The organism is Nocardia callitridis (assembly GCF_039543305.1).
Taxonomy (GTDB): domain Bacteria; phylum Actinomycetota; class Actinomycetes; order Mycobacteriales; family Mycobacteriaceae; genus Nocardia; species Nocardia callitridis.
Map to the genome: position 1 here is coordinate 1030091 of NZ_BAABJM010000002.1, position 19206 is coordinate 1049296.

A 19206-nucleotide genomic window follows, 5' to 3' on the forward strand; every position below is an offset into this window, starting at 1 on the left:
ATATAGTTCGATACCGAATTATCAACCATCGAACTAAGTAGCGTCGATGTCCGGGGTATCCGAGTCCAGCGTTCAGCCCCACCGCCATGTCGCCGTGCGGCAGCCGGACGCCGCCGAGACACTGCGCACCGACGCCGTCACCGTCCGGCTGTTGCTCGACGCCGATGCCACGGCGGGCACGGTCAGCACCCTCGAAGTCACCATGGCCGCCGGCGCCACCGGCGCCGCCCCGCACTACCACACCCGCTCCGACGAGCTGTTCTACGTCACCGACGGCGAGCTGCGACTGCTCGCGGGCGATCGAATCACCACCGTGGGCGCGGGCGGGGCGATCGTGGTGCCCCGGCACATGCCGCACGCCTTCGGCGCCACCCCCGACAGCGGCGCGCGCATCATGATCGCCCTCATGCCCGGTGTCGAGCGCTTCGAATACTTCCGGCTGCTCGACCGCATCGCCAAGGGCGAATCCACCGTCGCCGAGCTCACGGCGGCGCAGGAGGAATTCGCGTGCCGATAGGCCACGATCGACCCCGACCGCCAACACCACGGACCCCGCAAGAGGGTCGGCACCACGGGGATCGGTCGAGTGCCGAGCACGACTCGCATCCAGTCAGCCCACGGACACGCAGTTCCGGATGAATGCGCCCACCAGGAACAACGATGTACGCGCCGAGGTTTCCCCGGCATGACCTTTTCCGTTCCGGTAGTGGTGCGCGGATACGAACTCGACACCCAGGGCCACCTCAACCAAGCCGTCTACGTCCAGTACGCCGAGCACGCCCGCTGGGAACTCTTGCGCGCCGCGGGCCTCCCCCAGCAAAAACTCATCGGCGCGGGGGTCGGCCCAGTGGTCCTCGAGACCACCATCAAGTACCTGCGCGAACTGGGCGGCGGCGACGAAGTGCTGGTCACCTGCGAATTCGGTTGGCGCAGCGGCAAAACCTTCGCCGTCGAGCAGCGCATTCACCACCTCGATGACACGGTCGCGGCCGAGATACACAGCGTAGGCGGGTTGCTCGATCTCACCACGCGCAAACTGGTCGCGACACCCGATCGGCGGATCGCAGAACTCGCACAGCAGCCCGAACTGCTCGGGCTCCCCTCTGCTGCACGCACGGATGCACAGCCGCCAATCCCGGGCAATACATAGGGATTCGGTCAGGCCCCTGCGCCGCGGCACCGAGCGCCCCGCCGAACGTTCGCGCCGAAAAACTTTCGACACCAGCCGGTGTCCCACCGGAATACAGTCGGCGATCAGCGGCTGAATCTCCTCGATCCGAGCCGATCCTGGCCACACTCGCGATATCATCGGACACACGCTCGGGGGTCGTGGCAAATTGCGAGCAGACCATTGCGAGCAGATCGGAGTAACCGTAATGACCGACGCAATCCGCCTTCCCGCGACCGCGCCGAAGGGTGACCGGATTCCCCCGCTGCACGGAATGCTGGTGGGGGAATCGGAACGGGAGATCACCGTGCGCGTGGCCGAGGGAACGTGGACCTTCTGTCGGTCGGACGTCTTGCGTGTGCGCGACTCGGCGCGAACGGTGGAAACTGGGCCTGCGGATTCGACTGCGACGCAACCCGACATCGCCTATCCCGCCGAGGGACGGCCCGTTCTGGTCGACATTCGCGCCGGTGCCACCGCGGATTTCACCCGTCGCCTGCGGATCGAGGTGGTCGAGCGGCCGATGACCATCCCCGAAACGCCCTCACCGGCTCTCGGCGACGAGCAGTTGCGTGAACTCACCGAATCCTGGGCGGCGCGAATGCGTCTCGACGACCGGCCCGGCCTCGGCGGCGCCTCCTTCACCTACTGCCAGACCAGATCGATGGGCAGCAGCGACGACGGTATCAACTGCGACAGTCTCGACTGAGCCGGCACACGGATGTCGGCACACCCGAGCGGGTCGGTACTCATCGTCTCCGAATCCGATGACCTGCATGCCACCGCGATGGCGGCCACCCTGCGGGAACATCACGGGCACAGCCCGATTCGGCTGGATCTGCGCGACTTCCCGCGCGAGTCCGGCAGTTTTCGACTCGACCGTTTCGGCACGACCCGGTCGATGTCGCATCTGCTCGGCCTGGACGATGTGCGCTCGGTGTGGTGGCGGCGGCCGCACCCGAGCAATGTCCCCGCGGGGGTCCTGGCCTCCGACAACGACTTCCGGCAGGCCGAGTGTGACGGGTTCATCCAGGGCATGCTCTGGTCGATCCCCGCGTTCTGGGTGAACGATCCCGGCGCCGACCGCACCGCTGCCCGCAAGATCGTGCAATTGGAGACGGCGTTGCGTGCGGGATTCGCGGTACCGGAGACGCTGATCACCAACGATTCGGACGAGGCACGCAGTTTCATCGAATCACGGCCCTGCCCGGTGGTTTACAAGCGCACCGGCACCGGTCGCGCCGAATTCGCCGAGACCAGGATCGTCACCGACGACGACTATCCGCGACTCACCGCGATCCACTCCGCGCCCACCACTTTTCAGGACTACGTGAACGCGCGCTGGGACCTACGCGTGGTGTGGGTCGACGGGGTCGCCTGGACCACACGGATCGACTCGCAGGCGGGCGTCGGGTGGGTGGATTCACGCCTCGACACGTCGGTGGATTTCACTCCGGATCAGCTTCCCGCCTCGGTAAGCAAATCTATGGCAACCCTCATGGGGGCGCTCGGCCTCTCGTTCGGCGTGCTGGACCTACGCCTGGGGGTCGACGGCGAATACTACTTCCTGGAAGTCAATCCGCAGGGCCAGTTCGCCTACCTCGAGATCAAGACCGGCATGCCGATCTTCCGTAGCCTGGCCAATCTGCTGATCGACGGCGACGGGACGGTCCAGGGCCACTGAACCTGCGGACACCCAAAAAAAACCGGCCGCCGGACACCGACACCAGAAATCTCGGCCGGGCGAAAAGCTTTCGCCCGTGCCGATTTCCGAAACCGAACGACCGCTACTCTGCCGTCTTACGCCGGTTTGCGCCGCCGCGTCCGCGCAATTGCACGCTCGACTCCACCAGCACATTGTGAATGAAGCCGTAGGAACGGCCGGTCGAGCGCGCTAGCGAGCGAATGCTCGCACCCGCCTCGTATTGCTTCTTCAGCTGGTTCTGTAGACGGTCACGGGACTTGCCGGTGACGCGCGTTCCCTTGCCCAAGGTGGGCTTGGTTTGTGATGGCCTGTCGCTCATGGCTTCCTCCGAGTCGCCGAGCCGGTAGTTCCAGGCTAAGCACTCGGCGGGCCATGATCAACGAATTCTTGTGATGAAACTCACGCGAGCTGAATAAGTTCCAGATATTCGGCCGACCAGTGGTCCTCCGTACCGTCCGGCAACAAGATCACCCGCTCCGGCGACAGCGCCTCGGCCGCGCCGGGATCGTGGGTCACCAGCACCACCGCGCCCGCGTAGGTGCGCAACGCGTCGAGCACCTGCTCACGCGAGATCGGGTCCAGGTTGTTGGTCGGCTCGTCCAGCAACAGCACGTTCGCCGCCGACGACACCAGCCCGGCCAACGCCAGACGCGTCTTCTCACCACCGGACAGGGTGCCCGCGGGCTGCTCCAACTGCGGTCCGGTGAACATGAACGCACCGAGCAGGCCGCGCAACTCCTGCTCCCCCGCCGTCGGCGCGGCATGCCGGATGTTCTCCCACACCGTCGCCTGGTCGTCGAGAGTGTCGTGCTCCTGGGCGAAATAGCCGACGCGCAGGCCGTGACCGGGAACCAGACCGCCCGCCGTCGGCTGTTCGACCCCGGCGAGCATGCGCAACAGCGTGGTCTTACCCGCGCCGTTGAGCCCGAGCACCACCACTCGGCTGCCCCGGTCGATCGCCAGGTCGACGCCGGTGAAGATCTCCAACGACCCGTAGACCTTGGTGAGGTTCTCCACCATCAGCGGTGTCTTGCCACACGCCGCGGGTTCCGGGAACTTGATCCTGGCCACCTTGTCGGCCACCCGCACGTCGTCGAGTTCGGCCATCAACCGGTCGGCGCGCTTGGCCATGTTCTGTGCCGCAGTGGCTTTCGTCGCCTTGGCGCCGAGCTTGGCGGCCTGCACCCGCAGCGCGGACGCCTTCTTCTCGGCATTCGCGCGCTCGCGGCGGCGGCGCTGTTCATCGGTGGCGCGCGCGTCGAGGTACTTCTGCCACGCCATGTTGTAGACATCGGCCTCGCCGCGCACCGCGTCCAGGAACCACACCTTGTTCACCACGTCGCCGAGCAGTTCCACATCGTGGCTGATCACGATGAGTCCGCCGGTGTGGTTCTGCAGGAACCCGCGCAGCCAGGTGATGGAATCCGCGTCGAGGTGGTTGGTCGGTTCGTCGAGCAACAGCACGGTGTCCGAGCGCCCACCGCTGCCGTCGGAAGCGGCGAACAGGATGCGCGCCAACTCGATTCGGCGACGCTGACCACCCGACAACGTTCGCAACGCTTGCCCGAGCACCCGATCGGGCAAGCCGAGGCTGTTGCAGATGCGGGCGGCGTCGCTCTCGGCGACGTACCCGCCGAGCGAGGAGAACCGATCTTCCAGCCTGCCGTACTTGCGGACCGCCTTCTCGCGCTCGTTCTCGTCGGCGACCTCGGCCATCAACGCCTGCTGCTTCTCCATATCGCGGATCAGCGCGTCCAGACCGCGCGCGGACAGCACCCGGTCGCGTGCGAGCACGTCCAGGTCGCCTTCCTTGGGGTCCTGGGGCAGGTAGCCGACATCGCTGGAACGCACGACCTTGCCCGCGTACGGCTCACCCTCACCCGCCAGGATGCGCAACGTGGTGGTCTTGCCCGCGCCGTTACGTCCGACCAAGCCGATCCGGTCCCCCGCCTGCACTCGCAGTGCCGGGCCAGGTGCCGACAGTAGAGTGCGGACTCCGGCCCGGACCTCCAGGTCGGTCGCGGTGATCACAGAATTCTCCTCGCGGATCGGTGGTGCTCGACGGTGGTGTCTCGAGTGTGCGCGTCTCGATTGTGCGACCCTATGCGCACACGAACCACTGATTTTACCTGCGCTGTCCCGGCTACTCGACGCCCGCCGACGCGCATGTGACCGCCGTTACCCCGTGCACGGGTACCGTGGCACCGCATGGGAACCGATCTATCAGGCAAGAGCGCGTTGGTCACCGGGGCGAGCCGGGGCATCGGCAAGGCCGTCGCGGCGGAGCTGTTGACCCGAGGCGCCAACGTTCTGATCACCGCGCGCAAGAAGGAGCCGCTGGATCAAGCCGCGAACGATCTGCGTGCCCTCGGCCACCGCGGCGAGGTCATCGCGCTGGCGGGCAACTCCGGTGTCGACGAGGATCGCGCCGACGCGGTCGGTCGGGTGGTCACGGAATTCGGCTCGTTGGACATCCTGATCAACAACACTGGCATCAATCCGGTGTACGGCTCGCTGATGGAGGCGGATCTCAACGCGGTCCGCAAGATCTTCGACGTCAATGTCGTCGCCGCGCTCGGTTATGTGCAGCAGGCCTACCGCGCGTGGATGGGCGAACACGGCGGCGCGGTGGTGAATGTCGCGAGTGTCGCCGGTATCCGCTCCAGCGGTGTGATCGCCGCCTACGGCGCGTCCAAGGCCGCGCTGATTCGGCTCACCGACGAGCTGGCCTGGCAGCTCGGACCGAAGATCCGCGTGAACGCCGTGGCCCCCGGCGTAATCAAGACGAAGTTCGCCGACGCGCTGTACTCCTCCGATGAGGAAAGCGCGGCCAGCGTCTACCCACTCAAACGTCTCGGCACACCGGAGGATGTCGCGAGCCTGATCGGTTTCCTGGTCTCCGACGAGTCGGGCTGGATCACCGGCGAGACGGTGCGGGTCGACGGTGGCTTGCTGTCCACCGGCGGCCTCTGACACTCGAGATACCTTTCGGCACAGAACTTTCGCCGGCGACCGCCGCCACCGCGCTCAGCGGAACAACAGCGCGGCGAGCAGATCGGCATGCAAATAATGCAGGTACTTCTGTGCCATCGGGACATCGACCGCGGGGGTCGCCGTCAGCACCGTGACCACCACGATGTCGTCCTGGTCTCCGGCGCTCGACGCCTGCGTCGCGGCTTCGGCGATGAACGAGCCTTCCGGCAGATTCAGCTCGCCGGCGGCGAGTTGTCCCGCAGCCGACTTCGCCTGCGCCGCGCTGGCCATGCCGAACGCGAACTGGGTGAGCACCAGTCCGTCCCCCTCGGCGCGACTCGAAAGAGTGGCCGCGCTTAAAAGTGAACCTCCAAGGTCACCAGGACATGGGGTGACAGCTGGCCGGGTCACGGCTTAGCTGATGTCCTGGTGATCGAAGCTCGGGCGGGGGCTTGGTGGGTGTGAGGTGGTTTCCTGCTTTCCGGCCTGGTCCGCCGCCCTGCGGTCCTTGCCGCAGTGGGGGAAGATGGCGGGCTGGCCGGGCGGGCTGGGGGAGGCTGCTCGGTGAACAATGGGGCGGGGTCAGTTGAGAGGAGGGATTCAGCGGTGGTGCCAGGTAGGGGGTCGGTATCGGTCGGGCGATCGCGACGCCGTGTGGACGCCGAGGTGATCGTTTGTGGGCTCGGGCCGGCGGGGCGGGCGTTGGTGCATCGTTGCGTGCGGCACGGCGTCGACGTCGTCGCGATCGACTCCGCGCCGCAACGGCGTTGGGCGGCGACGTATGCCGCGTGGCGTGATGAGCTGCCGGACTGGTTGCCCGAGAACGTGATCGGCGCCCGGATCGAATCTCCCGCCGTCTGGGGCACTCGGCCGCAGCGCCTCGACCGGGAATACGTGGTATTCGACAACACCCGACTGCGCGAAACGCTCGATATCGATGGCGCACGAGTACGCACCGGTCGCGTGCTCGAACTGACCGCGACGAACGTCGAATTGGCAGACGGCACAAGACTTTCGGCGTCCAGGGTGATCGATGCTCGCGGAGTCGCGCGCTCCCCTGTGCTCGCCGAACAAACCGCGTACGGTCTCGTGGTAGACGCGCGGGAGTACCCGGCACAACCCCTGTTCATGGATTGGCGACAAGACAACGGCGCCGACCCCGACGCGCCACCCTCGTTCCTGTACGCGGTCCCGCTGGACGCCGACACGGTGCTGCTCGAGGAGACGTGCCTGGTCGGCCGCCCCGCACTGGCACCGTGGGCGTTGCGCGATCGGCTACAGCACCGCTTGCGTGTGCGCGGCATCGGCCCCGCCGACGACGCGCGCGTCGAGCGGGTCCGCTTTCCGGTGCAGAGCCAGCACGTCGGCCGTGACCGCTTCGGCGCGGCGGGCGGATTCACCCATCCCGCAACCGGATACAGCGTCGCGGCCGCCCTCGCCGCCGCCGACGCCGTCGCGACCGGCGCGTCCGCGTGCCCCGCCTCGGCGCGCGCGGTGCACCTGCTGCGGTCGGCGGGACTGCGCGCGCTGCTGGCGCTGGCGCCCACCGAGCTGCCGGTCTTCTTCGACGCGTTCTTCGCCCTACCGACCGACCTGCAACGCGCCTACCTGTCCGGACGCACCGATCCGCGCGCCACCGCACACGCCATGCGCGCCCTGTTCACTACGCTCCCGCCCGCACTGCGTCGGCGTGTCGCCCTCGCGACACTCGGGTTGCCGATTCTCTCGCGCCCCCGCCCCGGTTCGGCCATGATGGAGTGATGAGGTCGATCTGGAAGGGCTCGATCGCCTTCGGGCTGGTAAACGTCCCGGTCAAGGTCTACACGGCCACCGAGGACCACGACATCCGATTCCACCAGGTGCACGCGAAAGATGGTGGTCGGATCAAATACGACCGCATCTGCTCGATCGACGGCGAGTCGGTCCAGTACGCCGATATCGACAAGGCCTACGAATCGCCGGACGGTCAGAAGATCGTTCTCACCGACTCGGATTTCGCGAAGCTTCCGTCCGCCGAAAAGCACGAGATCCCGGTGTTGCAGTTCGTGCCTTCCGATCAGATCGATCCGATCCTGTTCGACAAGAGCTACTACCTGGAGCCCGACTCGACCACGCCGAAGGCGTATGTCCTGTTGGCGACGACGCTCGAGCAGATCGACCGCACCGCACTGGTGCATTTCACGCTGCGGCAGAAGACCCGACTTGCCGCCTTGCGCGTGCGCGACGGCGTCTTGGTCCTGCAAACGCTGTTGTGGCCCGACGAGGTGCGCTCGGCCAGCTTCGAATCCCTCGAAGGCGTCACCGAGCCGCGCCCGCAGGAAATCAAGATGGCCGAGACGTTGGTCGACACCATGTCCGACGATTTCGATCCCTCGCAGTACACCGACGAGTACCAGATCGAATTGCGGCGGATTCTCGACGAGGCGATCGCCAGCGGCACCGGTAAGGTCGCCGAACAGCCCGAGTCCCCTCGGGCCGACACCGACGCCGAGGTGGTCGACCTGGTGGCCGCACTGCAACGCAGTCTGGAGGCCAGCGGCGAGGGGACGAAGAACTCGAGCACGGGTGGCAAGAAGGCGAGCAAGTCCTCCCCGAAGAAGGCGACGGCCAAGAATGCGACGGCCAAGAAGACCTCGGCGAAGAAGGCCCCCGCCAAGAAAACCGCCACCCGCAAAGGCGCGTAACGCCGCAGGCAGTCTTTATTCGGCCTGAGCTGAGTTTCGCTTGCCGAAGAGGCGGTTCGGCATCAGGCGAGTCGACCTCGCTGATGCGCGCGCCTCACGCCTCACGTACCTCACCCCTCACGTACCTCACCCCTCACGCACCACACGCCGCCCGCGCGCCTCACGCACCTCGCCCCTCGCACACCTCACGCCGCGCGCCACACGCGCCTCGCCCCTCGCACACCTCACGCCGCGCGCCACACGCGCCTCACCCCTCGCACACCACACGCCGCGCGCCACACACACCACACGCACCTCCTAGCGGCGCCCGCACCGGGCCGGTCCGCCCTCGCACCGCGAGCCACTCGACGCAAGGGGCCGGGACTGCACCGATCTACCCGCGGAAGTGCTTTTCCAGCTCCCCGAGGGTGGTCTGGAGGTCTTCGGGGCTGTTGGACTTGAAGATCCCCTGGTAGCCGCTTTCGGCGCGCACCTCGGCCTCGACATCCGGGTCGTGGTAGAGCGCGGCCAGTTTCAGCAATGTCGGGTTGTCCTTGTCCTCGGCGCGCGCGGCGAAGACATTGATGTACTGCTTCAGTTCGGGGCGCTCGGGGTCGTCGGTGAGGATGACGTCCTTGTCGGTCAACCCGGCGGGCGTGGCGAAGGTGTCGTCGACGAAGGCGGCGTCCACGCTGTCGAGCGAGGGGGCGGTCAGCGTCGGATCGATGGTCGTGAGCTTCACCTTGGAGGCGGCGGTATCCACATCCTCGATCTTCGAATCCCAGGTGGCGCCGTTTTTCAGCACGACAAGCCCGGCCGCGGCGAGACTGAGCAGCGGGCGCACCTGGTTGGCCGGGTTGTTGCTGAGGGTGATCTCGCCGCCCTGCGGAATCTCGGTGACCGACTTGTGCTTTCGCGAATACAGCGTCAGCGGGAAGATCTCGGAGGCGCCGATCGGGGTCAGCGTGTCGTTATTGGCGACGTTGTAATTGGCGAGGTAGCGCACGTGCTGGAACTTGTTGAGATCAATCTGCCCTTGCGCCAGTGCGGGATTGGGCTGGTTGTAGTCGGTGAAGTTGACGAACTCGACCGTGATGCCCTGCTCGGCGGCCTTCTTCTTGTACACCGCCCAGTGCGGTAGCGCGAGGTCGTTGACCCCGATACGGACGACCTCGCCGTGCTCACGCCCACACGACACCGAAGCGATGGTGAGAACACTCAACAGGACGAGCAACACGATTCGGTGCAGCAGGCGCATTTCGAGCAAATTAGACGATCGTCCAGGTTATGGGAAGGATTGTGCTCACCACAATCGAAACTCTGGCTGTCGCGGGCCACGCACCGGTTGGATCGGCGGGTTGATATCGCGACAAGCAATTCGGGAGCACTAGTGAAATTCCATCGGGTACTGGCGACCCCGGTCCTGGTAGCGACGATAGTGGCAACCACGGCGGCCCTCACCCTGACCGGGTGCGGCGCCGACGGCGACTCCGGCTCGGTGATTCGGATCGGCACCACCGAACAGGACAAGTCATGGGACGTGTTCGAGCAGGTCGCCAAGGAAAAGGGCGTCGACGTTCAGATCACCCACTTCTCGGACTACAACCAACCGAATCTCGCACTGTCGCAGGGGCAGGTCGACCTCAACCTGTTCCAGCACCTGCAATTCCTCGGCGCCTACAACGTGGCCAACAACGACACATTGACGCCGATCGGGTCCACCTACGTGGTGCCGCTCGGCCTCTACTCCAAGAAGCACAAGACGGTCGCCGACCTGCCGCAAGGCTCGGAGATCGCGATTCCGAACGATCCCACCAACCAGGCCCGGGCGCTGTTCGTCCTGCAAGCGGCGGGTCTGCTGAAGCTGTCCTCGAAGACCGAGTCGCCGACCCCCGCCGACATCGACCAGGCCGCATCCAAGGTGCGGGTCACCCCGGTCGACGCGGCGCAGACGGCGCTGTCGCTGAATTCGACCGACGGCTCCATCATCAACAACACCTACCTCGAACGCTCCGGCATCGACCCGCAATCGGCGCTCTACAAGGATGATCCGAAGGATCCTTCCGCTGAGCCGTACATCAATGTGGTGGTGGCCAAAGCCGAGGACAAGGACAACCCCGCCTACCGGGAGATCGTCGATCTCTGGCACGACCCCGAGGTGCAGAAGGCCCACGACGAGGTCAGCAAGGGCACCGCGGTCGAAGTCCAGCGCCCGGCCGCCGAACTCGAACAGATCCTGGACCGGGTGCAGCAATCCGCCCGTGACGGCAAGTGAGCGAGGCCACCGACCCCGCCACCACCTCCGCCAGCACACGTGATCAGGTCCCCGCGGTCGAATTCCGCTCGGTCACCAAGGTTTTCGGCAAGGGCGAGAGCCGCCAGGTCGCGCTGAACGACCTGGACCTGCGCATCGAACGCGGGGAGATCTTCGGCGTCATCGGCTATTCCGGCGCGGGCAAGAGCACGCTCGTTCGTCTGATCAACGCACTGGAGAAGCCGACGACCGGCACCATCGAGGTGTCCGGTTCACCGGTCACCGGGGTGGCGGAATCGCAGGTGCGGCGGCTGCGGCGCGATATCGGAATGATCTTTCAGCAGTTCAACCTGTTCCGATCACGCACGGCCGCAGGCAATATCGAGTATCCGCTGAAAGTGGCGGGCTGGAAGCGGGCCGAACGCAAGGAGCGGGTCGCCGAACTGTTGGAGTTCGTCGGCCTGTCGGACAAGGCGCGCAGCTACCCCGACCAGCTCTCCGGCGGCCAGAAGCAACGGATCGGCATAGCACGCGCGCTGGCGACCTCACCGGCATTGCTGCTCGCCGACGAGGCAACCTCGGCGCTGGACCCGGAAACCACCGGCGAAGTGCTGCGTCTGTTGCAGAAGATCAATCGCGAACTCGGCGTCACCATCGTGGTGATCACCCACGAGATGGATGTGATCCGCGCGGTGGCCGACCGGGTGGCGGTGCTCGCCGAGGGCAAGATCGTCGAATTGGCCAGTACCTTCGAGGTTTTCGCGACGCCCAAGGCCGCGCCGACGAAGTCCTTCGTCGGGACCGTCCTGCACAACCGTCCTTCCGACGAGGAACGGCGCAGGCTCACCGAGCTGCACGGTGGCCGCCTGGTCACCGTCGACATCGACGACCGACACGGCATCGGCCCCGCGCTGGCCACGGCGGCGAAAGCCGGTGTCACCTTCGAGGTCGTGTACGGCGGGGTGAGCACGTTGCAGGACAAGACATTCGGCAGCGTGACGCTCGCGCTCTACGGCGAGGACACGGCGATCGAGCACGTCATCGACGAGTTCGCTGGCCGCACGACGGGGAAGGGATAGGCGATGCACACCGACTGGGACAAGTTGCAGCCCGTCCTGACCGAGGCGATCGGCACCACGATCTACCTGGTGTTGATCACCTTCGTGGTGGGCGGCGTGATCGGGTTGCTGCTCGGCACCCTGCTCTACACCACCCGCAAGGGCGGCCTGCTGGCGAACGCGCCGATCAATCTCGTGCTCAATGTTTTGGTCAATATCGTGCGACCGATCCCGTTCATCATCCTGCTCGCGGCCCTGGGTCCGGTGACATTGGAGGTGGTGGGCACCACGATCGGCACCGACGCGGCGGCGTTCGTGATGATCGTCGCGGCCTCGTTCGGCATCGCGCGGATCGTGGAACAGAACCTGGTGACCGTCGATCCCGGCGTCATCGAGGCGGCGCGTGCGGTGGGCGCGGGACCGTTACGGATCATCCTCACCTTGCTGATTCCGGAGGCACTCGGACCGCTGGTGCTCGGCTACACCTTCATCGTGATCGCCATAGTCGACATGTCGGCCATGGCGGGCACCGTCGGCGGTGGTGGGCTCGGCGACTTCGCGCTCGTCTACGGCTATCAGCGCTTCGATTGGCAGGTCACCCTGGTGGCGACGCTGATCATCATCGCCGGTGTGCAGGGCATCCAGTTCTTCGGCAACTGGCTGGCGCGTAAGGTGCTGCGCCGCTAGGTGTTCAGCCGTCTCGGGGGCGGATTGCTCCCGCCTCCGAGACCGCGTTCATGCCGGAGTCTCAGCCCGCGTTCGAGGTGCACGACGCGGCGATGACATTCGCGGCACGCGGCGCGGCGCTGCCGAGATCGGGGAACGGCGGCGCACTGTCGCCGAGCCCCTCGACCGCCTGTCGTTCGGCTTCGTCCCGTGATCCGGCGATGACGGAGGCGATGCGCCCATCGGCTCCCCTGGCCACCGCCGCGCACGCGTCCACGAATCGCACCTCGATCCGACAGTCGTAGATGTCGCATTCGCGCAAGGCCGCCGCGTCGGCGGACACGTAGGTCGGCTCATCGATGCCGACACCCACCCGACCGGAGCTGTGCGACACCGTGATCGTGCCGTGTAGACCCGACGCAGCCGAAGCCGAGCCAGCGCCGACCATGGTGCACGCGGCGAACGCCACCAACGACACACCCAGTGCGCCACCACCGATGATTGCCAAAGAATCCTCCACGGGATAAAGGAAATCCGCCCGAGGAAATCATTACCGAGTGCGCGCTCCGTGTCCAGCATCGGTTGCGCGAGAGCATGTTCGGCGGACAAACCTCGTTCAGGGCAGCGGGTCACCCGGCACGACGTGCAACGCCGCTTTGTACACCATCGGATGTGCGACGGCGTCGAGTTCTTCGTCATCGATCAAGCGCTGAACGCTGCGCTGCCACTCCGGATCGGTCCGCGCGGCGTCCAGTGCCGAGCCGCTGGACCATTCCGCGACGTTCACGAAGGTGAACTCGGCATTCTCGTTGAGCGACTGCATCATTCGCGCACCGACGAAGCCAGGGGCGGCGGCCATCAACCGAGCGTTGCTTTTCCACCGCATCAGAAATCGCTCCTTCTGCGCGAACGGCACCGAAAAAGCATTGATCAGGGTGACCGGTTCATCCGTGACGGCCGGGGTGTGGCCAACAGGTATCGTCATATTGTCATCTTAAATGACAATCACTGTAACTTGCTAGCATGGGACGATGCCGACACCGCTGAGTCACCGCGCGAGCTTTCTCTTGTCGCAACTCGGTCATTACGTGGCGCAGCAGTTCACCGAAAGACTCGCCACCCGCGACCTCGAACCAGCGCATTTCGGCGTTCTCAGTCATCTCGCGACCGCAGATGGACGCAGCCAACAAGAGTTGGCCCAACTGCTGGACGTGCACCGCAACGCCATGGTCGGCCTGATCGACCAACTCGAGCAGCGCGGGCTCGTTCGCCGCCAGCCACATCCGGACGATCGCAGAGCCCACGCGATCCACCTGACGCCCGCCGCGCACCGCGCGATCGACGCGGGCGAGCGGGAAGCCGACGCGCTAGAGGCCGAGATGCTCACCCACCTCGACGCGACCGAGCGAAAAACGTTGGTCGAGTTGCTGTCTCGCGTCTCGTCGGATGCCGGATTGCCGCCGGGGATACATCCAGGACTCCAGCGTCGGCGCCGTTCAGGCGCCCGCATGCAAGGGCGCGCACGATAAGACTGTCACCGACAGCTACTCATCAGCCGCCCCGAGCCCAAGCACACGCGGGCGCACGATCGGTCGCCGACTCGGCTCAACCTCGGTGACCCTGCCACCCGAGCACACTCATCCACGTTGGCGCACTTGATGTTCGGCGTCGTACTCACGGCGCGCCTTGTCGACCTGCTCGAGATTCTCCGACCAGTCCGCGAGCGCCGCGAAGACCGGGGCAAGGCTGCGACCGAGGTCGGTGATCTCGTAGATCACCCTCGGCGGGACCTCCGCGTAGTAGGTGCGCTCGATCAGACCGTCGCGTTCGAGTTTTCGTAGACGTTCGGTGAGCACCTTGGGGGTGACGGCCGAAATATGGCGCGCCAACTCCACGAACCGGTGCGGGCCGGATTCGTGCAGCGTCCACAGAATCGGCGTGGTCCAGCGACTGAAGACGACGTCGACCACCGGGGTGATCGGGCACGCGGTCTCCGCGGTCGCACCCGCCGACGACGTCCTTCGCCGTGTGCTCTCGGTCACATTTGCCATCGTCGCCATTACTTTCCTCTAGGTACCTACTATCACCACGATAGTAGCGTCGGTCATGTCGAAATACGAACGCACACAAGGAGCGAACATGATCGTGGTCACCGGAGCGACCGGAAATGTCGGGAAGCCTCTCGTGCGAGCCTTGGCCGCGGCGGGCGAGAAGGTGATCGCGACCTCGCGTGCGATCACCTCGGCCGATGTCCCCGAGGGCGTGCCTTTTCAGCAGGTCGACCTCGGCGATCCCGGCAGCCTCGCGACGGTTCTCGACGGCACCGACGCATTGTTTCTCCTCACCTCGGGCGATTTCCAGGCCGGAGGCGGGGATCTGCACACACTCATGGCCACCGTGCGCGAGGCGCGGGTCCGGCGCGTGGTCTTGTTGTCGTCGTTGGGCGTGGTCACCGGACGTCACCCCGGGCACCTGGAGAGCGCGGTCGAAGAATCCGGCGTGCCGTGGACGTTGTTGCGTCCGGGCGGTTTCGCGTCGAACACCCTCTGGTGGGCCGAAACGGTGCGCGCGCAGCGCACGGTCGCCGCACCCTTCGCGGATGTCGCGCTGCCGCTGGTCGACCCCGCCGATATCGCGGAGGTCGCGGCACTCGCACTGCGCGAGCCCGGCCACGAGGGTCGGGCATACACCTTGACCGGGCCCGAGCCGATCACTCCGCGTCAGCAGGTCGCGGCGCTCGGCGAAACATTGGGTACGCCTGTCGCTTTCATCGAACAGACGCGGGCCGAAGCCAGCACAGCGATGGCGCGGTTCATGCCCGAACCGGTGGTCGAGAGCACCCTCGACGCCCTGAGTACGCCGACCGAGTTGGAGCGGCAAGTCAGCCCCGATGTCGAGAAGCTACTCGGTAGGTCGCCGCGCACGTTCGCCGAATGGGCGGCGCGCAATATCGCCGCCTTCGAGTAGAAGACCCCTACTCACCACTGCCCCACCACAATTCGAAATCGGAGGCACCTATGCCAACCCAACATGTCCTCGACTCGACGATGCGCTACCGCACGGAGGGCACCGGAACACCCTTCGTCTTCCTGCACGGCAATCCGACCTCGTCCTACCTGTGGCGCAATATCATTCCAGCCATCGAAAATCCGGCTCGACGACTCGCACCCGACCTCATCGGCATGGGCGATTCCGGGAAGCCCGCGATCGACTACACCTTCGACGAGCACAGCCACTACCTCGACGCCTGGTTCGACGCGCTAGAGCTCGATGACGTGGTGCTGATCGGACACGACTGGGGTGGCGCATTGGCCTTCGACTGGGCAGCGCGCCATCCCGAGCGAGTCCGCGCCGTCGCGTTCTTCGAGACCATCGTGAAACCGATGACGTGGGAAGAGTTTCCAGCGGGTGGGCGTGAACTGTTCACACTGATCAAGACTCCCGGTGTCGGAGAGAAAATGATGCTGACCGACAACGGATTCATCGAGAACCTGCCGGGCACGATGGCGACCCCGTTGCGCGACATCGACTTCGAGGCGTATCGGGCGCCGTATTCGACACCGCAGAGCCGTCGACCAGTGTTGCAGTGGGCGCGATCCATGCCGCTCGGTGGCGAACCCGCGGAGGTCGTCGAGCGGGTCGAGACCTACGACAAGTGGCTGGCGAGCAGCACCGAAATCCCCAAGCTGCTCCTGACATTCGAGCCGGGTCCAGGTGCCATGCAAACCCCCGCCATGGTCGACTGGTGCGCCACCCACATCGCGAGCCTCGATATCGCACACCACGGCGTGGCCGGTCACCACGCACCGGAGGATCAGCCCGCGGCGATCGCGGCATCGATCAACAGCTGGGCGGACAAGCACGAGTTGCGTGCCACAGGAAACCGGTGAACTACCGCGCCGCAGTGCGTGCGCACGGGCTGGAAACGCCATCCCCTTTCGACGTCGCGTCAGCGGGGCGGACTCAGGCCGACCACCGCGAGCTGGAAGAGCCTCGACGCTTCGGCGTCGGGTGCGGGATGGTGCTCGGTTGCCAAGACGATCCCGACGGCCAGCGTGATGAAGTCGCCGACACCGATACCTGCCGCCACCGCACCGTCGGCGACCGCGGCGCGCAGCAACGGCTGGCCCGCGTCTTCCAGCGAAGTCGCGCAGGTGTTCTCGTGCACGGAATCCGAGCCCGTGCTGTCGTAGGCCAACGCGACGGCCAGCCAACGGGCCGAAACACAGTACGCGACAACGCCGTTCAGCCATTCCAAGAGCGCGTCCCGACTATCACCCCGACCGGTCAGCTCCTCAGCGCGAACACACAGCGCGTCGATCCGTTTGCGGGAGACCGCCTCCAAAAGCGCGCGGCGAGTCGGGAAGTGCCGACGCACGGTCGCCGAGCCGACGCCCGCGGTGCGTGCGATCTGTTCCAGGGAGGCGCCGGCGCCGCGCGCGGCCACCTCGTGCTCGGCGATGGACAGGATGTGCGCGTAGTTGCGTCTGGCGTCGGCGCGCTGACCGGTTGACATGGCATCCTCTCCAGGGTTGCTAAGTGGCGGGCCCCGCCGTATCGTACCGAAACATAAACGGCGGGGCCCGCCACTTAAGTTTCGACAAGGCCACCGAGGAGATTCCATGTCCACAGATTCCGCACCTGTCCTGGTCACCGGCACCACCGGCCGACAGGGCGGCGCCACCGCACGCGCCCTGCGCGCGGCGGGCGTCCCCGTCCGCGCACTGGTGCGCGACACGACCACCGACCGAGCCAAGGCCGTCGAAGCGCTCGGTGCCGAGCTGGTCGTCGGCGATCTGCACGATTACGACTCCGTCGTTCGCGCCGCGAAAGGCGCTCGCGCGGTCTTCTCCGTTCAGATGCCCGCCATCACCGCGGAAGGATTCGATTTCGACGGCGAGGTGACGCAGGGCACCACCCTCATCGACGGCGCCAAGGCCGCAGGAGTGGAGCAGTTCGTGCACACCTCCGTCACCGGTGCGGGTAAACACGACGGGGAGCCGGGCTGGGCCGAAGGCCGCTGGGCCGCGGTGCAACCCTCCCAGAACGCCAAGGCCGCGATCCAAGATCACCTGCGCGCGGCCGACTTTCCGCGATGGACCCTGCTCAAGCCGGGGTTCTTCATGGAGAACTTCGCGCCCGCCATGGGGTTCCTGTTTCCGCGCGGCGTCGAGGGTGGCCTGGTGAGCGTCCTGAAACCGCAGACGAAACTGTCGCTGGTCGCGGTGCACGACATCGGCGTCGCCGCCGCCGCGGCGCTCACCGACCCCGAAAAATTCGACCGCGTCGAATTGGAGTTGGCGAGCGACTACCTGTCGATGGCACAGATCGCCGAGGTCCTGTCACGCGCGCTCGACACTCCCCTCGCCGCACCCGACATGACCGTGGAGCAGGCCGTCGCCGCCGGGATGCCGCCGATGGGCGCCAGCCACGAGTTCATCAATGTGGTCGGACAACCCGGTCGACCCGAGTACGCGACCGCTCTCGGCATTCCGCTCACCAGCTTCGATACCTGGGCACAGCAACATCTTTCGCACCAATCGTGATCAACGACGGGTTTCGATCGTCAGTCCGCCCGCGGTGACCGCGCGGATATGGTCACCGGCGAGCAGGTCGTGCGGGTAGCCGAGGTCGATCGCGCTGGCCTCGTCGAGGCGCGCCAGTTGCGCGGCGGTGAGCTCGACCTCCAGCGCAGCAAGATTCCCCCTCAGCTGCGCTGGCGTGCGAGCACCGATCACGGGTGCGGTTACGCCGGGATTGCGCAGGTTCCAGGCCAGCGCGACCTGCGCGGGTGTGCGCTCCACCTCCTCGGCGACCTCCCGCACGACGTCGGCGATGGCGAGCGTGCGTTCGGTGACCATGCCCAAGTTCGCGTTGAAACTCTTGCGGGTGCTTTCGCCGGAGTCAGCACTCGTCGCGGCCAAGTCGACGCGGCTGTACTTGCCCGAAAGCACACCACCGCCCAGCGGTGAGAACGGGGTGACGCCCAGCCCCATCGCGCGTGCCATCGGAATCAGGTCGCGTTCCGCGCCCCGGTTGATCAGGCTGTATTCGACCTGCAACGCGACAAGCGGTGACCAGCCGCGCAGGTCGGCGATCGCCTGCATGCGCGAGATCTCCCAAGCCGGGGCGCTGGAGATCCCCACATAGAGCACCTTGCCCTGCCGCACCAAGTCGTCGAGGCCGCGCAGGATCTCCTCGACCGGAGTCGTGAAGTCCCACACGTGCAGCAGGAGCAGGTCGAGGTAGTCCGTGTCCAGTTGGCGCAGACTGGATTCCACCGAAGCGAACAGGTTCTTACGGTGCGCGCCACCGGAATTCGGGTCACCCGGTCGACGTTGCGTCGTGTATTTCGTGGCCAGTACCAGGCTTTCACGCTTGCCACGAATCAGTTCGCCCAACATCTTTTCGGAACCGCCGTAGGCGCTGGCGGTATCGATGAAGTTGCCGCCGCGCTCGAGATAGCTGGCGAACAGCGTACGAGCGTCGTCTTGTGCTGCCCCCCAACCCAATTCGTTACCGAAGGTCGCGGTGCCGAGCGCCAGCGGAGAAACCCGCAGCCCCGAGCGGCCGAGCAATCGGTAGGAGTCGAGGGTGGTCGGCTTCGCGTCCTGCTGCTGGATTGTGGACATCCCACGGGTCCTTTCGATGGCGTGCGCGTCGGCTCGACCGAAGAAGAATTGACGGATACCGAGCGCGATTTATCGCTCGCGGTGCGC

23 protein-coding genes are annotated in these 19206 nt (G+C 66.0%); 14 read left to right on the forward strand and 9 right to left on the reverse strand.

What is annotated here, in order from left to right; all coding sequences use genetic code 11:
* Positions 1-46: 46 nt before the first annotated feature.
* The 4 genes from ABEA50_RS13460 (at position 47) to ABEA50_RS13475 (ending at position 2852) form a co-directional block, all read left to right on the forward strand.
* Positions 47-517 carry a cupin domain-containing protein gene (locus ABEA50_RS13460; protein WP_345495658.1) on the forward strand — a complete coding sequence of 157 codons (471 nt, stop codon included), beginning with the start codon at positions 47-49 and terminating at the stop codon, positions 515-517.
* A 168-nt stretch (positions 518-685) separates the two neighbouring features.
* Positions 686-1150 carry an acyl-CoA thioesterase gene (locus ABEA50_RS13465; protein WP_345495659.1) on the forward strand — a complete coding sequence of 155 codons (465 nt, stop codon included), beginning with the start codon at positions 686-688 and terminating at the stop codon, positions 1148-1150.
* A gap of 226 nt (positions 1151-1376) precedes the next feature.
* Complete coding sequence (locus ABEA50_RS13470) at positions 1377-1877, forward strand: hypothetical protein (protein ID WP_345495660.1); 501 nt, start codon at positions 1377-1379, stop codon at positions 1875-1877.
* A 12-nt stretch (positions 1878-1889) separates the two neighbouring features.
* Positions 1890-2852, forward strand: a complete 963-nt coding sequence (locus ABEA50_RS13475) for an MvdC/MvdD family ATP grasp protein (protein WP_345495661.1) — start codon at positions 1890-1892, stop codon at positions 2850-2852.
* Between the two features lie 103 nt (positions 2853-2955).
* Here the strand turns inward: ABEA50_RS13475 and ABEA50_RS13480 are convergent, their stop codons facing one another.
* Entirely contained in the window at positions 2956-3192 is a 237-nt protein-coding gene (locus tag ABEA50_RS13480; RefSeq protein WP_345495662.1) for a helix-turn-helix domain-containing protein, read from the reverse strand.
* Positions 3193-3272: 80 nt separating this feature from the next.
* Entirely contained in the window at positions 3273-4904 is a 1632-nt protein-coding gene (locus tag ABEA50_RS13485) for an ABC-F family ATP-binding cassette domain-containing protein (protein ID WP_345495663.1), read from the reverse strand.
* Positions 4905-5081: 177 nt separating this feature from the next.
* On the opposite strand from ABEA50_RS13485, the gene ABEA50_RS13490 reads away from it, so the two are divergent.
* Positions 5082-5846, forward strand: a complete 765-nt coding sequence (locus ABEA50_RS13490) for an SDR family oxidoreductase (protein WP_345495664.1) — start codon at positions 5082-5084, stop codon at positions 5844-5846.
* Positions 5847-5900: 54 nt separating this feature from the next.
* Here the strand turns inward: ABEA50_RS13490 and ABEA50_RS13495 are convergent, their stop codons facing one another.
* Entirely contained in the window at positions 5901-6161 is a 261-nt protein-coding gene (locus ABEA50_RS13495) for a hypothetical protein (protein WP_345495665.1), read from the reverse strand.
* A 351-nt stretch (positions 6162-6512) separates the two neighbouring features.
* Here ABEA50_RS13495 and ABEA50_RS13500 point away from each other — a divergent pair, with 351 nt between their 5' ends.
* Together ABEA50_RS13500 and ku are read left to right on the forward strand one after the other, a co-directional pair.
* On the forward strand, positions 6513-7607 hold the full coding sequence (locus ABEA50_RS13500; protein WP_345495667.1) for a lycopene cyclase family protein: 1095 nt from the start codon (positions 6513-6515) through the stop codon (positions 7605-7607).
* Positions 7607-8530, forward strand: a complete 924-nt coding sequence (gene ku, locus ABEA50_RS13505) for a non-homologous end joining protein Ku (protein ID WP_345495668.1) — start codon at positions 7607-7609, stop codon at positions 8528-8530. Before ABEA50_RS13500 ends, ku begins: the two co-directional genes overlap by 1 nt.
* Before the next feature lie 373 nt (positions 8531-8903).
* Here ku and ABEA50_RS13510 read toward each other — a convergent pair whose 3' ends face one another.
* The gene (locus ABEA50_RS13510) at positions 8904-9767 is read right to left on the reverse strand and encodes a MetQ/NlpA family ABC transporter substrate-binding protein (RefSeq protein WP_345495669.1); all 864 of its coding nucleotides are present in this window, start codon (positions 9765-9767) and stop codon (positions 8904-8906) included.
* Positions 9768-9899: 132 nt separating this feature from the next.
* On the opposite strand from ABEA50_RS13510, the gene ABEA50_RS13515 reads away from it, so the two are divergent.
* Genes ABEA50_RS13515 through ABEA50_RS13525 form a run of 3 tightly spaced genes read left to right on the forward strand, consistent with a single transcriptional unit; the run spans position 9900 to position 12508 of the window.
* On the forward strand, positions 9900-10784 hold the full coding sequence (locus ABEA50_RS13515; RefSeq protein ID WP_345495671.1) for a MetQ/NlpA family ABC transporter substrate-binding protein: 885 nt from the start codon (positions 9900-9902) through the stop codon (positions 10782-10784).
* The gene (locus ABEA50_RS13520; protein WP_345495672.1) at positions 10781-11842 is read left to right on the forward strand and encodes a methionine ABC transporter ATP-binding protein; all 1062 of its coding nucleotides are present in this window, start codon (positions 10781-10783) and stop codon (positions 11840-11842) included. The genes ABEA50_RS13515 and ABEA50_RS13520 overlap by 4 nt, the downstream gene beginning before the upstream one ends.
* A 3-nt stretch (positions 11843-11845) precedes the next feature.
* Positions 11846-12508 (forward strand): methionine ABC transporter permease, encoded by a 663-nt coding sequence (locus ABEA50_RS13525; protein ID WP_345495673.1) that lies wholly within the window; start codon positions 11846-11848, stop codon positions 12506-12508.
* A 61-nt stretch (positions 12509-12569) separates the two neighbouring features.
* On the opposite strand, the gene ABEA50_RS13530 is transcribed toward ABEA50_RS13525, so the two are convergent.
* Both ABEA50_RS13530 and ABEA50_RS13535 read right to left on the reverse strand, forming a co-directional pair.
* Positions 12570-12995, reverse strand: a complete 426-nt coding sequence (locus tag ABEA50_RS13530; protein ID WP_345495674.1) for a DUF4189 domain-containing protein — start codon at positions 12993-12995, stop codon at positions 12570-12572.
* A gap of 108 nt (positions 12996-13103) precedes the next feature.
* The gene (locus ABEA50_RS13535; RefSeq protein ID WP_345495675.1) at positions 13104-13472 is read right to left on the reverse strand and encodes an antibiotic biosynthesis monooxygenase family protein; all 369 of its coding nucleotides are present in this window, start codon (positions 13470-13472) and stop codon (positions 13104-13106) included.
* Between the two features lie 46 nt (positions 13473-13518).
* On the opposite strand from ABEA50_RS13535, the gene ABEA50_RS13540 reads away from it, so the two are divergent.
* The gene (locus ABEA50_RS13540) at positions 13519-14016 is read left to right on the forward strand and encodes a MarR family winged helix-turn-helix transcriptional regulator (protein WP_345495676.1); all 498 of its coding nucleotides are present in this window, start codon (positions 13519-13521) and stop codon (positions 14014-14016) included.
* 108 nt (positions 14017-14124) lie between these two features.
* Here the strand turns inward: ABEA50_RS13540 and ABEA50_RS13545 are convergent, their stop codons facing one another.
* Positions 14125-14529 carry a winged helix-turn-helix transcriptional regulator gene (locus tag ABEA50_RS13545; RefSeq protein WP_425577603.1) on the reverse strand — a complete coding sequence of 135 codons (405 nt, stop codon included), beginning with the start codon at positions 14527-14529 and terminating at the stop codon, positions 14125-14127.
* Between the two features lie 97 nt (positions 14530-14626).
* On the opposite strand from ABEA50_RS13545, the gene ABEA50_RS13550 reads away from it, so the two are divergent.
* Both ABEA50_RS13550 and ABEA50_RS13555 read left to right on the forward strand, forming a co-directional pair.
* Positions 14627-15454 carry an NAD(P)H-binding protein gene (locus ABEA50_RS13550; RefSeq protein ID WP_345495677.1) on the forward strand — a complete coding sequence of 276 codons (828 nt, stop codon included), beginning with the start codon at positions 14627-14629 and terminating at the stop codon, positions 15452-15454.
* Positions 15421-16377, forward strand: a complete 957-nt coding sequence (locus tag ABEA50_RS13555) for a haloalkane dehalogenase (RefSeq protein WP_345495679.1) — start codon at positions 15421-15423, stop codon at positions 16375-16377. Before ABEA50_RS13550 ends, ABEA50_RS13555 begins: the two co-directional genes overlap by 34 nt.
* A gap of 59 nt (positions 16378-16436) precedes the next feature.
* On the opposite strand, the gene ABEA50_RS13560 is transcribed toward ABEA50_RS13555, so the two are convergent.
* Positions 16437-17003, reverse strand: coding sequence for a TetR/AcrR family transcriptional regulator (locus tag ABEA50_RS13560; protein ID WP_345495681.1), 567 nt, complete (start codon positions 17001-17003; stop codon positions 16437-16439).
* 106 nt (positions 17004-17109) lie between these two features.
* Between ABEA50_RS13560 and ABEA50_RS13565 the strand changes: the two genes are divergently transcribed.
* A complete protein-coding gene (locus ABEA50_RS13565) occupies positions 17110-18033 on the forward strand; it encodes an NmrA/HSCARG family protein (protein ID WP_345495682.1) in 924 nt (307 codons plus the stop codon).
* Here ABEA50_RS13565 and ABEA50_RS13570 read toward each other — a convergent pair whose 3' ends face one another.
* Positions 18034-19119 carry an aldo/keto reductase gene (locus ABEA50_RS13570; protein WP_345495684.1) on the reverse strand — a complete coding sequence of 362 codons (1086 nt, stop codon included), beginning with the start codon at positions 19117-19119 and terminating at the stop codon, positions 18034-18036.
* Between the last annotated feature and the right edge of the window lie 87 nt (positions 19120-19206).

Coding starts and splice junctions, on each gene's coding strand:
- ABEA50_RS13460 (WP_345495658.1), top strand. CDS start 47: ATGTCCGGGGTATCCGAGTCCAGCGTTCAGCCCCACCGCCATGTCGCC.
- ABEA50_RS13465 (WP_345495659.1), top strand. CDS start 686: ATGACCTTTTCCGTTCCGGTAGTGGTGCGCGGATACGAACTCGACACC.
- ABEA50_RS13470 (WP_345495660.1), top strand. CDS start 1,377: ATGACCGACGCAATCCGCCTTCCCGCGACCGCGCCGAAGGGTGACCGG.
- ABEA50_RS13475 (WP_345495661.1), top strand. CDS start 1,890: ATGTCGGCACACCCGAGCGGGTCGGTACTCATCGTCTCCGAATCCGAT.
- ABEA50_RS13480 (WP_345495662.1), bottom strand. CDS start 3,192: ATGAGCGACAGGCCATCACAAACCAAGCCCACCTTGGGCAAGGGAACG.
- ABEA50_RS13490 (WP_345495664.1), top strand. CDS start 5,082: ATGGGAACCGATCTATCAGGCAAGAGCGCGTTGGTCACCGGGGCGAGC.
- ku (WP_345495668.1), top strand. CDS start 7,607: ATGAGGTCGATCTGGAAGGGCTCGATCGCCTTCGGGCTGGTAAACGTC.
- ABEA50_RS13510 (WP_345495669.1), bottom strand. CDS start 9,767: ATGCGCCTGCTGCACCGAATCGTGTTGCTCGTCCTGTTGAGTGTTCTC.
- ABEA50_RS13525 (WP_345495673.1), top strand. CDS start 11,846: ATGCACACCGACTGGGACAAGTTGCAGCCCGTCCTGACCGAGGCGATC.
- ABEA50_RS13535 (WP_345495675.1), bottom strand. CDS start 13,472: ATGACGATACCTGTTGGCCACACCCCGGCCGTCACGGATGAACCGGTC.
- ABEA50_RS13540 (WP_345495676.1), top strand. CDS start 13,519: ATGCCGACACCGCTGAGTCACCGCGCGAGCTTTCTCTTGTCGCAACTC.
- ABEA50_RS13550 (WP_345495677.1), top strand. CDS start 14,627: ATGATCGTGGTCACCGGAGCGACCGGAAATGTCGGGAAGCCTCTCGTG.
- ABEA50_RS13555 (WP_345495679.1), top strand. CDS start 15,421: ATGGGCGGCGCGCAATATCGCCGCCTTCGAGTAGAAGACCCCTACTCA.
- ABEA50_RS13560 (WP_345495681.1), bottom strand. CDS start 17,003: ATGTCAACCGGTCAGCGCGCCGACGCCAGACGCAACTACGCGCACATC.
- ABEA50_RS13565 (WP_345495682.1), top strand. CDS start 17,110: ATGTCCACAGATTCCGCACCTGTCCTGGTCACCGGCACCACCGGCCGA.
- ABEA50_RS13570 (WP_345495684.1), bottom strand. CDS start 19,119: ATGTCCACAATCCAGCAGCAGGACGCGAAGCCGACCACCCTCGACTCC.